Origin of the sequence: Capnocytophaga periodontitidis, from assembly GCF_016126015.1 — a bacterium.
Classification (GTDB): domain Bacteria; phylum Bacteroidota; class Bacteroidia; order Flavobacteriales; family Flavobacteriaceae; genus Capnocytophaga; species Capnocytophaga periodontitidis.
This window is the reverse complement of sequence record NZ_JAEFDB010000004.1, coordinates 99,669-113,704: the sequence shown is the minus strand read 5'-3', so window position 1 is coordinate 113,704 and position 14,036 is coordinate 99,669. Positions and strand designations below refer to the sequence as shown.

Below are 14,036 nucleotides of genomic sequence, written 5' to 3'. Positions count from 1 at the left end.
TTATAAATATGTTAAAAGACATTTTAGATTTTAGAAGGGCGGTGCGTTATTACGCTTCTACGCCTATTAGTGAAGAGAAGGCGCAAGAGTGCCTTAAATTGGCTACTCTGGCGCCTACCACCTATAATATGCAGTTGTATGAGGTATATCACATCACCGATAAGGAACTGCTTAAAAAGCTAGGACACGCTTGCCTTGACCAGCAAACGGCTACTACAGCGCAGCAAATGGTAGTATTCGTTGCCCGACAAGACAAACACCGTCTGCACGCCAAGAAGGTTCTAGAGTTTGAACGCGGTAATATACAGCGCAATAGTCCGCCAGAGAAACAAGCCAAGCGCATCAAGGAACAAGAGAAGTTTTACAACCAGCTGATGCCTTTTCTCTTTAGCAGGTGTTTTGGTCTTTTGGGTCTTTTGCGCAAGACTTTTGGGGTAGTTAGCAGTTGGTTTCGCCCTATGATGCAACTCGTTTCTGAAAGTGATATGCGGGTGAATGTACACAAGAGTTGCGGATTGGTAGCGCAAACCTTTATGCTGGCAATGGCAGAAGCAGGCTATGACACCTGTCCTATAGAAGGCTTTGATAGCCGACGCGTAAAAAAGATATTACACCTGCCTTATGGAGCAGAAGTGAATATGCTCGTATCTTGCGGACTGCGTGAAGAGCAAGGCATTAGGGGAGAACGTTTTAGACTGCCTTTTGAAGAAATATACAAAAAGAAATAAGAGCAGTGATTAATGGTTAATGGTTAATGATTAATGGTTAATGATTAATGGTTAATGATTAATGGTTAATGATTAATGGTTAATGATTAATGATAGGAATTTGACGACAGAGTTTATTCTTGCCTAAAAATAAATCGCCAAATTCCTATCTCTTTTTTATCTCTTATCTCTTACCTCTTATCTAACCCCTATCCCCTGAGTCCTCTCGCTTCGCAATTCTATCAACAATCAGTGCTACAGCACCATCGCCAGTAACGTTGCAGGCAGTGCCAAAGCTGTCCATAGCGATGTAGAGAGCAACCATCAGTCCTTGCATACTCTCGTCAAAACCGAGGATAGTGTTCAATACTCCTAAGGTCGCCATAATTGCCCCTCCAGGAACACCAGGAGCAGCAATCATCACCACGCCTAACATCAGTATAAAGCCGGCAAAGAGAGAAAAATCGTAAGGTACCCCTTGGAGCATCATCAATGCAAGGGCGCAAGCAGTGATTTTCATTGTACTCCCCGATAGGTGAATGGTAGCGCAAAGCGGAATGACAAAGCCTGCGATGCGTTGTGAAATCCCTAATTTTAGCGATTGTCGCAACGTTACAGGTATGGTAGCAGCCGAGGATTGAGTACCCAAAGCAGTGGCATACGCAGGTAGCATTGTACCCAAGGCTTTGAAAGGATTCTTGCCCGAAATACCCCCTGCAATAAGATACTGAATGATGAGCAAGCAAATGTGCATTACAAAGAGGATAACGATTAGTTTGAAGAACACCTTCATTATAGCAAGCACTTGTCCGCTATAGGTAATTTCAGCAAAAATACACAAGATGTAGAAAGGTAATATAGGTATAATTGCTTTGATAATCAACCATTTGATAATATCGCCAAACTCGCGTATCACATCGGTGAGTTTAGATTCTTCGTTGAACGATAAACCTATCCCTATGATAAACGAGAAAACTAAAGCACTCATCACATCGGCAAGTGGGGGCATTTCAATCGTAAAATAAGGTGCAGATTTCACACTGTTTTCAGCAAGAGAAGCGAGTTGTTCGCCTTGTAAGAGTGAAGGGAAGATAGCCTCGCCCACTAAATAAGTAGAAAAACCTGAAAACAGCGTAAAAGCATAAGCAATCCCTACCGTGATGAGCAACAATTTGCCCGCATTCTTGCCTAAATCGGCGATAGAAGGCATAATGAGCCCCATCATAATCAAGGGGATAGCAAACTTGAGAAAATTGCTAAATAATGATTGAAAAGTGAGAAGTATGCGGTATAACCATTCTGGTGCATAGTTACCGAGGAGTACCCCTAAAAGAATACCACAAATCACCCTCACGAGAAGATTGTTGAAGATTTTCATAGCTCACTAATATTTTATAATTAATTGAAAGCGACAAAAGTATAAAATAATTAGCAAATTAGCAAATTTTACCTCTCAACTTAAAAATTCACTTGGGGTTTTTCCTTTAAATTTCTTAAAAACCTGATTGAAAGAAGATTTAGAGTTAAACCCCGCCTCAAAAGCAAGTCCTAAGAGGTTAAAACTCTTGTCGGTATCTTTTTTAGCCAAATCGATAAACTCTTCCACGCGGTAGCTGTTCACAAAATCGTAAAAATTCTTTTCTTCGTATTGGTTGATAATTTGCGATAGGTGATTAGGCAGTACGCCTAACCTTTCCGCTAATTGCGCTAAGGAGAGTTTAGGCTCGAGGTAAGGTTTTTCAGTTTGCATTAGTTGTAAAAGCTGTTGGTGTAGTTCGGGCGCTTCTTCAGCTTTCAATCCCGATTTGCGATACTCAGGCGCTTTGGTTTCCTCTTCAAAATTATTAAAAATCTCTACTTCCTCCACCTCGTCAGCCTCATCCACCTTGTCAGCTGTATTAACTGCACCACTCGCACTAAAAATCCCCTGATAGCGTATGCCCCAAAAGCCAATTGCAAAAATAAATAATATAAACAGCGCAAAGGCTATGATTTCTATATTAAATCCTGTGTCTATTTCTAAAGAATATTCCACCACATACACCGTTACCAATACAGCTACAATAGCCACAAAACCTAACAATAGCAACTGCAACCACTGCAAGCTAATCCCCTCATTATAGCCAAAATTCTCACCTATCACTCGCTCATAGTGGTTAATTTTCCGATAAGCTAACACAAAATACACCCCACTCACCACCACAAAAGCAATGAACGAAAGGGTAAAAAACCACTGATAATCACTGTGATAATCAGCACTATCAGTTATTGCCTTTTCTTCTGCCGAATAGCCAAATAAAAAGGGGAACATCGCTATATAGCCTACTACAAAGGGCAGGAAGTGCAAAGTGTCGCGCCAATGAAAACGTTGGTCTTCACGCGCACACACCGATACGTACAAATACAGAAAAGGCGCAAAAAGCATCGGGAAAGGATGGGTAACTCCTACCAAATGCGGGTATTTCTCCCAATAACCCAGATAGTGCAGATAGTAGTTCAGCAAGTAAACACCAATGCACATAAGCCATACCCCCAATACCTTGTCAGACAACGATGGAGACTTTTTAGAAAACAGCAGTATCGCCAAGAAAAAGCACAAAAAGATGCCAATAACAAAAAGACTACTCATAATCCACTAAACAAATTTACAATCACCGAAAATGTGCGTCCTCTAAAGTAGCTATCTTCCTTAAAAGGAATGGAGTATCCCCAGTAAAATTCGATAGTATTCAAGAGTGTAATCCCTACACGAGGTGTTATTGCTTCAGTATTTACCGAAACACCCGCCCCTACAGGCAAGATAAAAAAAGCATCGGCACCTGCAGCAGCCAAACCACTGGCATCTACATCTATACTATTGAGTGAAGTACCTACAAAAACAAAACTCTTGCTGCTGTTAGTATGTGTGTAAGCAGTGCGTATGCCCCATCTGTCAAGAGGTTCCATTAGTTGCGCTTCTGCCCACAGAGGCAATAAAAACAATAAGAAGACTAATAATTTCATAAACTACATAATTTATGGCAAAGGTAAGAATATTTTTCTATCTCCTTGCTTTTTTGTTCATTATGTAATACCTTTGCATTGTCTAACTACTAACAGATAACGTCTAACAACTAAATAAGAAAACAATGAAAAGAACAATTTTAACACTATTGATTGCACTTGCTATTGTAGCTTGTAGCAAAGAGGACATCAAAAAAATGGAAGGTAAAGTAGATGTAACCGTCTACTTAAAAGATGCCAATGGCACTCCTCTAAAAAATTGGGTAGTCTACGCCTACGACCAGTGGGCTTGGGAACACAAAGGTGGCTCAAAACCCACTTTCCACGCCAAATCAATGGCAACCGACGATGAAGGAAAAGCAATTTTCACCCTCAGTGTAGATAAATTTGAAGAGCGTGAAGTGTATCATTTTGTAGTCTATTACAACCAAAACAAGCAGAATCTTTCAGGTGATGATGTGACTGAAAACACTTTGAAAACCAGCAAAGCCGTTACCCTCAAATCAAAGGACAACGCCCCTATTACATTGCAGTTGTAGGCGTCAGGGGATAGTGTCCGCCTTGTCCGCCCCCTCATTCACTCAATAAAATTAAAATATGACTATAACAAACATCAATCAGTTAGACCCTATCAATGGGCTGTATACCTATGCAGAGTACCTGCTATGGCAGTTTGAAGAACGTGTAGAGCTCCTCAAAGGAAAGCTCTTCAAGATGTCAGCACCTTCTATCGACCACCAGAGAGTGTCAAGAAAACTATCTACTAAGATAGACAACTATTTAGAAGGCAAGCGGTGTGAAGTCTTTGCAGCGCCTTTTGATGTAGTGCTCAAAAACCCTAATGGGGAAGATAATACTGTATTACAACCCGATCTTTGTGTAGTGTGCGACCCCGAAAAGCTCGCCGATGGCAAACGCTGTTATGGAGCCCCTGATTGGGTGTTGGAAATCGTTTCTCCCAGCAATGTAGAAAAAGAACTAAGCAAAAAAATGCATATCTATGAAGAAGCAGGGGTAGCAGAATACTGGGTGCTACGCCCCGAAGAAAAGGAATTAGATATCTTTGTACTACAAGATAATGGCTATATAGGACTCAAACCGCGCTTTGCAGGCGAAGTAGTATCCCCACAAAAATTCCCCGACTTGCAGATAAACCTAAGTGAGATATTTAGTAGTTAGGGGTCACTACACTTTGCGTCACTATACTTTGGCAAAGTTGATATGCTCGTCGTGCTACGACCTTTGCCAAAGTTGATATTAAAAACTGCGTCCGCCTCGTCCGACCAGTCCGACTTGTCCGATAAATAAACAACTATGAAACATATTTTAATAACTTTGTTACTATGTGCGCCTTCTGTATACGCACAAAATCCCTTAAAAGGCGAATGGATAACTAACTCTCGGTTGTGTAAATTCAAAGAAGAAGACAGCAACTTATTTGAACTTACGAAAGACGAAGATGAAATATCAGGTATTGCAACGGTATTTGAAAAGAACGACAAAAATCAATATAAATCATTTTACTTCGCCCCTTGTGGCAACGATTGTTTCAAATCTATATCAGGAACATTTGAGCTTATAGCTCCCTCGTATGTACGCCTGAATGCCCTAAAATTTGAACAAAGAGGTTTTTGTGAAAAGAAAAACAAAACGTTGCATAACGATACCGCCGATTATTACATATACAAAGTCTCAGATAAGAAAATCTTCTTAGTGAAAAGCACTTCAAGAAATGAAAAAGAAGATCAAGAAAAGGCTAAAAACTATTTGTTAGTAACCGGTATAAAGGAAGATGTAGTATATAAACATGAAACAAAAATGAAGGTGGAAACTAAATTTAAATATATAGGAGCATTACCTACGCAAGTAGAGAAATATGCTACTGATATACTTCACTTGAAAAAATTCAAGATACTTGCTTATAACCAATTAGAAGATAGAGCGGCTTGGGTATTTGCGGTAAAAGACCTCACCACAGAAACTATAACCTATGTAATACAAGAAAATTGTTATGATGAAAAAGATAAAGAAATGTCTTGCTTTTTTGACTGTACCGAAGCCGAAATAAAGAAGTTCAGACAATAATCCTGAAGATTTGAGAAATTGTAAGTTTAAACTATGTGCTTTTTCAATGGGAAGATAATTATTAAACCAACATATTTAAGTCACAGCAAATCAATGTAGATGATCATTTTCGTGACCTCACGAAAAAGGTCGAGATTGCCAAAGTTGATATTAAAAACTGCGTCTGCCTCGTCCGACCAGTCCGCCTCCTCTGACCAGTCCGACCAGTCCGCCTTGTCCGACCTTTTCAATAAAACTGCCCGTGTGGCTTGTTACCTATTACCTGTTACCTATGCTAAGATTCACCGCTCTTACTACCGCACAAAACCGCAAACCGGTGGCGGTACCCGAAAATGGCAAACGCTCCGAACTGTTTGCCCAAAATGTATTCAACGAAGAGGCTATGCGCCAACTGATGACCCGCGATGCCTTTGCCGCTGTAATGAACGCCATTCATAATGGTACTAAAATCGACCGCCGTGTAGCCGACCAAGTGGCGACCGCTATGCGCGATTGGGCAATCTCCAAAGGCGCTACCCACTATACCCACTGGTTCCAACCTCTTACAGGGGGCACAGCCGAAAAACACGACGCTTTCTTTGAGCCCGTTACTCGCGACCGCGCTATCGAACGCTTCAGGGGCGGACAGCTCGTACAACAAGAATCGGATGCTTCCAGCTTCCCCAATGGTGGTATTCGCAATACTTTTGAGGCACGTGGCTACACCGCTTGGGATCCTTCTTCACCGCCTTTTGTATATGGCACCGTGCTTTGTATTCCTACAATCTTCATCGCCTATACTGGCGAGGCGTTAGACAACAAAACGCCACTGCTTAAAGCCCTTAGCGCTCTCGACCAAGCAGCTACCGAGGTAGCCCGCTATTTCGACAAAAATGTGAGCAAAGTAACCACTACCTTAGGTTGTGAGCAAGAGTACTTCCTCATCGATAAAGCCCTTGCCAATACCCGCCCCGATTTGATGATTACTGGTCGCACCCTCTTAGGACATCAAGCGGCGAAAGGACAACAGCTGGACGACCATTATTTAGGGGCAATTCCCAGCCGTGTGTTGGCTTTTATGCGCGATTTGGAACAAGAGTGCCTATTGCTCGGTATCCCTGTCAAAACGCGCCATAATGAGGTCGCTCCTAATCAGTTTGAGTTGGCGCCTATCTTTGAAGAAGCCAACCTTGCGGTCGATCAAAACTCACTGCTAATGGACGTGATGCGCAAGGTAGCCGAGCGCCACGACTTTGTCATCCTATTCCACGAAAAACCCTTTGCAGGAGTGAATGGGTCGGGCAAGCATAATAACTGGTCGCTTGTAACCGATACAGGCGTAAACCTCTTAGCACCCAGCAAAACGCCTATCAAGAACCTGCAATTCCTCACTTTCTTCATCTGTACTATCAAGGCAGTATGTGAGTATGAGCCTTTGTTAAGAGCCTCAGTGGCATCGGCGACTAATGATTACCGATTAGGTGCTAATGAAGCACCACCTGCCATTGTATCGGTGTTTATAGGCGAACAACTCACCCAAGTGCTCAACGCCTTAGAAGTATCCTCCGATAACTTATCTCCTGAGGAAAAAACCGAACTCAAACTGAACGTAGTAGGCAAAATACCCGACCTCTTCCTCGACACTACCGACCGCAATCGTACCTCGCCTTTCGCCTTTACGGGCAACAAGTTCGAGTTTCGCGCAGTGGGCTCTAAAGCCAACTGTGGCAAGCCTACAATGGTATTGAGTACCATCGTAGCCCAACAACTCACCGAGTTTAAGAAAGCAGTTGATGCACTTATAGAAGGGGGCAAGAAGAAAGAAGATGCGATTTTTAAAGTGTTGCGCCGCTATATTAAGGAAAGTAAAAAAATACGCTTTGAAGGCGATGGTTATAGCAAAGAATGGGAGGAAGAGGCTGCCCGCCGCGGACTGTCAAACCATAAAACGACACCAGAAGCACTCAAAGAAAACATCAGTGAGAAGGCTGTGGCTTTGTTTGAAAGTACAGGAGTACTCAGCAAAGTAGAGCTTTTAGCGCGTTATGAAATTGGCTTAGAAGAATACGTGAAAACCGTGCAGATAGAATCGCGTGTATTAGGCGATATTGCCCGTAATCACGTGGTGCCAACAGCCGTGCGTTACCAAAACACCCTTATTGAGAATGTGAAAGGCTTAAAAGAAATATTTGGCGATAGCTATCAAGAAGTCGCTGCCGAGCAATTAGAGCTCATACGCCATATTTCCGAGCATATCAAGGTGATCCACAGTCAGGTAGAGGCAATGGTGGAGGCGCGTAAGCACGCTAATCACCTTCCCGATTTTGAAGCCAAAGCCGATGCTTATTGCACGCAAGTAAAACCTTTCTTTGAGGTAATACGCTACCACTGCGATAAACTCGAACTTATGGTAGACGATGAACTTTGGACACTCACCAAATACCGCGAATTGTTGTTTAACTAAACAAAAGCGTAGATAAAAAATTAATGAGAAAAAATACAAATCACATAGCAAAACCTTTCTTAAAATGGGCAGGAGGTAAAACACAGCTCATAGAACAAATCAAAAATAATTTACCTAATTTTGTTCATAATGAGAGCTTTACCTATATAGAACCTTTTGTAGGGAGTGGAGCTGTACTATTTTGGTTACTCAATGAGTTTCCTAATATGAAAAAAGCAATAATCAATGATATCAACAAAGATTTGATAGATACTTATTCCACTATTGCCGAAAATCCTGAGCCGTTAATAACTATTCTTGAGCATTTACAAAGAGAATACCACGCTTTAGAAGATCAACAAGAGGCTAAAAAAGCATACTATTATGAGAAAAGAGCCTTGTTTAATAGCAGAAGTGAAGACAAACTAAACCAATCAGCCTTATTTATATTCTTAAATCGCACTTGTTTCAATGGTTTATATCGTGTAAATAGTAAAAATGAGTTCAATGTACCCATAGGGAGTTACAAACGACCTATGATTTGCGATAAAGAAAACATTTTAGTAGTAAGTAAAGCATTGCAAAAGGTGGAAATTATTTGTGGAGATTTCGAGCAAACCATTCAATATGCCGAGGGGAACACCTTGTTTTATTTTGACCCTCCTTACAAACCTTTGAGCGAGACCTCTAACTTCAATGCTTATGCAAAAGACAATTTTGATGATAGCGAACAAATTAGATTAAGAGATTTCTGCCAAAAATTAGACAACTTGAATCACTATTGGATACTCAGTAATTCAGATGTAAAAGGAAAAGATGAAAACAATCATTTTTTTGATGAACTATATGCCGATTTTAAAATAAAACGCGTATTGGCTAAGAGAAGTATCAATGCCAATCCTGAAAAAAGAGGAGTATTAAATGAATTATTAATTAACAACTATACTAATAATTTTTTAACTATATGATTTACGGAGGAAGAGGAGGAGGAAATACAAAAACAGGTTTAGTTTTTGAAGGTAAAACTGATTTAGCAGAATTTCTAAACTCTCAAAAAGGTTATGAAGTAAAAGAAAATAATGTTTTCTATAAAGGTGAACTTGTTGGAAGAATTTTTAAAAAATACGGTTTCTATGATTTCCTAAAAGAGTTAGATATTGATTGGAAACAATTAATTTCTAAAAGATTACTACCCGATGATAGTATATTTGTAATTATAGCAAATACATTATTCATAATTGAATGCAAATTCCAACAAGTAGCAGGGTCAGTAGATGAAAAATTGCAAACTTGTGATTTTAAAAGAAAACAATACCAAAAACTTTTATCAAAAGCAAATATAGAAGTAGAATACATTTATCTATTAAGTGATTGGTTTAGAAAGCCCGAATACAAAGATGTTTTAGACTATATTCATAGTGTACATTGTTATTATTTCTTTGAGTATATTCCATTAATAAAATTAGGTTTACCTGTTCCTGAATAATGTTTAACCCCTATTTCAAATCTCAAGACAAATCATTTTACCTCCTTCACGGAGATACGATGGAACTGTTACCACAGTTTCATCGCAAGTTTGATATGGTCTTTGCAGATCCTCCTTATTTTTTATCAAACGGAGGACTTACTATAAATAACGGGGAAATTGTAAGCGTTAATAAAGGAGATTGGGATAAATCAAAAGGAATAGCTTTTGTAAATGATTTTAATAGGCAATGGCTTACTTTAGTACGCGAAGTGATGAAAGAAGACGCTACTATTTGGATTAGTGGTACGATGCATAACATCTTTTCAGTAGGACAAATACTTACAGAATTAGGTTTTAAAATACTCAATATTATCACTTGGGAGAAAACCAATCCACCCCCTAACTTTTCTTGTAGGTATTTTAACCATTCTACTGAGCAAATCATTTGGGCAAGAAAAGAAGAAAAAACGCCTCATTACTTCAATTACGAACTAATGAAAGAATTGAATGGTAATAAACAAATGAAAGATGTATGGCGTTTTCCCGCGATTGCTCCTTGGGAAAAGTCGTGTGGCAAACACCCTACTCAAAAACCCTTATCAGTACTTACAAGACTTATTTTAGCTTCTACCCCACCTAATGCTTGGATATTAGACCCTTTTACAGGGAGTTCAACTACAGGTATTGCAGCTAATTTGCAAGGTAGAAAATTTGTTGGTATAGATAAAGAACAAGAGTTTTTAGAACTGAGTAAAAACAGAAAATTAGAAATACAAAACCCTGATATATTTAAAAAATACAAATCCCGATTATAAAAAACTAATGAAGCTATAGTTTTTTCTTTTTGGAGAAGCAATTCTTTATTCATTGTTGGTTTTTCTATATAACATACGCTAAAAGTAAATGATTATCCTTTGCTAAAATTTCTTGCCCATACAGCTCGTCATTCGTCTCTCGTCTCTCGTCATTCGTCTCTCGTCATTCGTCATTCGTCCCTCGTCATTCGTCCCTCGTCATTAAAAAAAGCGTCCATTCCCTCACGCTTGGGCGATGCACCCCTTTTTGCGCTGTACTTTTGCCCCAGAATTTTAAAAGTATTACGCAATGAAAACCTTTTTGAACATCGTCCTTTTTTTAGTGCTTCCGCTTGTAGCACATTCGCAAGATATTACCCAAACACTTAGGGGTACTATTTACGACCAAAGCACTCACGAACCACTTATCGGGGCTACCATAGTGGTGCAAAACTCTCAGCCAGTTATCGGTACAACTACCGATGAGGATGGAAATTTTTCGATTACTAACCTCCCCTTAGGAAGGGTGAGTTTGGAAATTTCTTATATAGGCTATGAGAGCCGTGTGATTCCAGAGGTGCTCATTACTTCAGCCAAAGAAGTAGTGCTTAGTATCGCTCTGAAAGAAGCCGCTACTGAGCTTGAAGGTGTGGAAGTAGTAGCAGGTATCCGCAAGGAGAAAGCCCTCAATGCAATGGCTACCGTGAGTGCCCGCACCTTTTCGGTAGAGGAAACACAGCGCTATGCCGGCGGACTTAGTGACCCTGCGCGTTTGGCGTCTGCTTTTGCAGGAGTCTCTACGGGTAACTTGCAGGATAACTCTATTGTCGTGCGCGGTAATGCCCCACAAGGCGTGCAATGGCGATTGGAAGGCGTGGAAATCCCTTCGCCTCAGCATTTTTCTGGGGGGAACGTCATCGGGGGCGGACTGGTGACGCTTTTTAGCAATCAGGTGATTGGCAATTCCGATTTTCTTACAGGGGCTTTCCCTGCCGAGTATGGCAATGCGCTCGCAGCTGTTTTTGATGTGAAAATGCGCACTGGTAATACTTCCCGCTATGAACATACGGCACAAGTGGGCATATTAGGACTCGATTTTGCTTCTGAGGGTCCCCTTTCACGTGCCAAAGGTTCTTCTTATCTTTTCAACTATCGCTATTCTACTTTGGGATTACTCAGCGATTTGAAAATCAACAAAACCGGTCAGCGTATTAAGTACCAAGACCTTTCCTTTAAATTGAATTTCCCTACTGAAAAAGCAGGTACATTCTCTCTTTGGGGTATCGGAGGGATTGACAACACTCATAAAGATGCTTTAAACGCTCCTGCCGACTGGAAAACTGATATCGACCGCGTGAATAACAATTGGGATACTTACGTGGGTACTGTGGGCTTGCGCCACCAAATTACCGCTGGCGAGCGCAGTTTTGTAGAATCACACCTCGCTTTTTCGGGTACTGACGACCGTATTAGTACCGATTACCTTTCCGATGATGCTTCTGTATTCACCCCCGACAGCCGACTTAAAAAACAAAACGGAACACTCACTTTGGCGACCTCGCTCACTCATAAGTTTTCTCCTTTGGCTACTTTAAAAGTAGGGATTTCATCTAAACAACTTTTCTACAAGTATAACCTCAGCGCTGCACAGGATTATGTGCCTTCCACTTATGCGCGTATCGTTAATTCGGCTGGTAATACACATCTTACCGAAGGTTATGCCCAACTGAAATACCAGCTATCACCTTCACTTTTGGCTAACGTGGGGTTGCGCGCTCACTACTTTGGTTTGAGTAAAGAACTTTCTCTTGAAAGCAGAGCAGGATTGGCTTGGAAACTTTCCGATAAACACAGTTTGAGTTTCGGTTATGGCAAACATTCTCAGCCCGAAGATTTGAATGTGTATATGATAGAAGTAGGGGGCGTAGCTGTGAATAAGGATTTGAAGCTGAGCGATGCACATCATTTTGTGTTAGGTTACGACTGGATGCTTACCGATAAATTGCGTTTCAAAGCCGAAGCCTATTATCAATATCTGTGGAATATACCAGGGGAAGAGGGTACCAGCTATTCGCTTATCAATTTGCGACGGGCGTTGTATCTCAACAAAACACTCGTGAATAATACTAAAGGGCGCAATTACGGTATCGACCTTACTTTGGAACGCTTTTTAGGTGACAATTATTATTACCTTATAACGGGGTCTATCTTCAAATCCGAATATAAAGCGGGGGATAATGTGTGGCGTAATACGCGCTATAACAAGGGTTTTGTACTGAATGCCCTCTTTGGTAAAGAGTTCTATTTTGCCAATAACCGCAAGGTGCTCGATGTGAATACGCGTGTGAGTGTAACCGGAGGTGAGCGTTACAGTCCGATTTTGGAAAGCCAATCGGTAACCCAAAAACGTGTGATATACGATGAAAGTCGGGCTTTTAGCGAGCAATTCCGCACTCTTACCTACGCCGACCTTACTGTGAATTACCGCATCAACCACCGCAAGAGCAGTAGCGTGTTCTCTTTCCAAATGAAGAATGTACTCGGGGCGCCTATCTATATCGACCATAATTACAATTACCAAACCGGACAGATAGAGCTCAGTAAAGCTACTTTGGTGATTCCTAATATCAGTTATAAAATAGAATTCTAACTTCTTACCTCTTATCTCTTATCTAAATAAAATGAAAAAATATAATCACCCTATTTTGTTTTTTACCCTTTCCCTTGTGATTCCTTGGGTATTCTGGTTTGTGGTGGCTTATTGGAGTCACCAACCCAAAGCACCTAATGCTTTTTGGACAGGCTTTTTTGAATTGGCAGGCTTGTTAGCACCTATGGGCGTAGCTACCTACCTCTTTACACGCAATAAGGAACTATTATCCGACCTCAAAACGCGTTTTATTGGCAGAAATTTGCTTACCAATCGCTATTTTTGGATTACCCTCTTGTTTCCACCCCTTTCCATTGTCGTGGCACAGCTACTTTCGCTTGATTTAGGGCATAGTCTCGACCAGTTTTACATTTCGGGAGAGCCTAGTTTCAGTTCAGCGCCTTTCAACGCTTGGTTTGTGCTCTGTTTGGCGCCAGTGCTCGAAGAATTGGCTTGGCATACTTACGGCACTGATGCTTTGCGCAGTAGGTGGAAGCTTTTCATCTCATCGGTTATCTTTACCGTCTATTGGGGGTTATGGCATTTGCCTTTGTTTTTCGTAAAAGATTATTACCAGAGCAACATACAAGCAGAAGGGTGGATTTATACGGCTAACTTTTTTGTGAGTCTGTTTTCCTTTGTGTTTATCATCAACTGGTTGTATTACAAGTCGGGGCGCAATGTATTAGTAGCCATATTATTTCATTTGGTAGCCAATATTTCTAACGAAATCTTCGCTACCCACCCCGACAGCAAACTGATACAAACAGGCTTATTCGCCCTACTAATGGGCTATATATTAGTGAAAGAAAGGCGATTGTTTTTTAGTGAAGAGTGAAGAGTTAAAAGGGGAGAATTTGGTTATTAGTGAATAAATACCTACTTTTGTGGAGCAAAAACACCTTAT

13 protein-coding genes are annotated in these 14,036 nt (G+C 40.8%); 10 read left to right on the top strand and 3 right to left on the bottom strand.

The features are described 5' to 3' along the window. Nucleotides 1-8: 8 nt before the first annotated feature. The gene (locus tag I7X29_RS08210) at nucleotides 9-728 is read left to right on the top strand and encodes a nitroreductase family protein (RefSeq protein WP_198473929.1); all 720 of its coding nucleotides are present in this window, start codon (nucleotides 9-11) and stop codon (nucleotides 726-728) included. 181 nt (nucleotides 729-909) lie between these two features. Here I7X29_RS08210 and I7X29_RS08205 read toward each other — a convergent pair whose 3' ends face one another. The 3 genes from I7X29_RS08205 to I7X29_RS08195 form a co-directional block, all read right to left on the bottom strand. Beyond that, nucleotides 910-2,085: a dicarboxylate/amino acid:cation symporter gene (locus I7X29_RS08205; protein ID WP_198473927.1), complete on the bottom strand. Its 1,176-nt coding sequence runs from the start codon at nucleotides 2,083-2,085 to the stop codon at nucleotides 910-912. 75 nt (nucleotides 2,086-2,160) lie between these two features. Then, nucleotides 2,161-3,336, bottom strand: coding sequence for a helix-turn-helix domain-containing protein (locus I7X29_RS08200; RefSeq protein ID WP_009412074.1), 1,176 nt, complete (start codon nucleotides 3,334-3,336; stop codon nucleotides 2,161-2,163). Further along, nucleotides 3,333-3,710: a zinc-binding metallopeptidase family protein gene (locus tag I7X29_RS08195; protein WP_198473925.1), complete on the bottom strand. Its 378-nt coding sequence runs from the start codon at nucleotides 3,708-3,710 to the stop codon at nucleotides 3,333-3,335. The genes I7X29_RS08200 and I7X29_RS08195 overlap by 4 nt, the downstream gene beginning before the upstream one ends. Nucleotides 3,711-3,835: 125 nt before the next feature. On the opposite strand from I7X29_RS08195, the gene I7X29_RS08190 reads away from it, so the two are divergent. From I7X29_RS08190 to I7X29_RS08150, 9 genes are all read left to right on the top strand, one after another. Further along, entirely contained in the window at nucleotides 3,836-4,249 is a 414-nt protein-coding gene (locus I7X29_RS08190) for a hypothetical protein (RefSeq protein ID WP_198473923.1), read from the top strand. 58 nt (nucleotides 4,250-4,307) lie between these two features. After that, nucleotides 4,308-4,889 carry a Uma2 family endonuclease gene (locus I7X29_RS08185; RefSeq protein WP_198473921.1) on the top strand — a complete coding sequence of 194 codons (582 nt, stop codon included), beginning with the start codon at nucleotides 4,308-4,310 and terminating at the stop codon, nucleotides 4,887-4,889. 135 nt (nucleotides 4,890-5,024) lie between these two features. Then, on the top strand, nucleotides 5,025-5,795 hold the full coding sequence (locus I7X29_RS08180; RefSeq protein ID WP_198473919.1) for a hypothetical protein: 771 nt from the start codon (nucleotides 5,025-5,027) through the stop codon (nucleotides 5,793-5,795). A 271-nt stretch (nucleotides 5,796-6,066) separates the two neighbouring features. Continuing rightward, the gene (locus tag I7X29_RS08175) at nucleotides 6,067-8,238 is read left to right on the top strand and encodes a glutamine synthetase III family protein (protein ID WP_198473917.1); all 2,172 of its coding nucleotides are present in this window, start codon (nucleotides 6,067-6,069) and stop codon (nucleotides 8,236-8,238) included. Between the two features lie 23 nt (nucleotides 8,239-8,261). Next, nucleotides 8,262-9,185: a DNA adenine methylase gene (locus I7X29_RS08170; RefSeq protein WP_198473915.1), complete on the top strand. Its 924-nt coding sequence runs from the start codon at nucleotides 8,262-8,264 to the stop codon at nucleotides 9,183-9,185. After that, the gene (locus I7X29_RS08165) at nucleotides 9,182-9,703 is read left to right on the top strand and encodes a PD-(D/E)XK nuclease superfamily protein (RefSeq protein WP_096088391.1); all 522 of its coding nucleotides are present in this window, start codon (nucleotides 9,182-9,184) and stop codon (nucleotides 9,701-9,703) included. The genes I7X29_RS08170 and I7X29_RS08165 overlap by 4 nt, the downstream gene beginning before the upstream one ends. Beyond that, nucleotides 9,703-10,500, top strand: a complete 798-nt coding sequence (locus I7X29_RS08160) for a DNA-methyltransferase (protein WP_198473914.1) — start codon at nucleotides 9,703-9,705, stop codon at nucleotides 10,498-10,500. Before I7X29_RS08165 ends, I7X29_RS08160 begins: the two co-directional genes overlap by 1 nt. A 289-nt stretch (nucleotides 10,501-10,789) precedes the next feature. Further along, complete coding sequence (locus tag I7X29_RS08155) at nucleotides 10,790-13,129, top strand: TonB-dependent receptor (protein ID WP_198473912.1); 2,340 nt, start codon at nucleotides 10,790-10,792, stop codon at nucleotides 13,127-13,129. A gap of 31 nt (nucleotides 13,130-13,160) precedes the next feature. Then, nucleotides 13,161-13,967, top strand: coding sequence for a CPBP family intramembrane glutamic endopeptidase (locus I7X29_RS08150; RefSeq protein WP_198473910.1), 807 nt, complete (start codon nucleotides 13,161-13,163; stop codon nucleotides 13,965-13,967). Nucleotides 13,968-14,036: the final 69 nt, after the last annotated feature.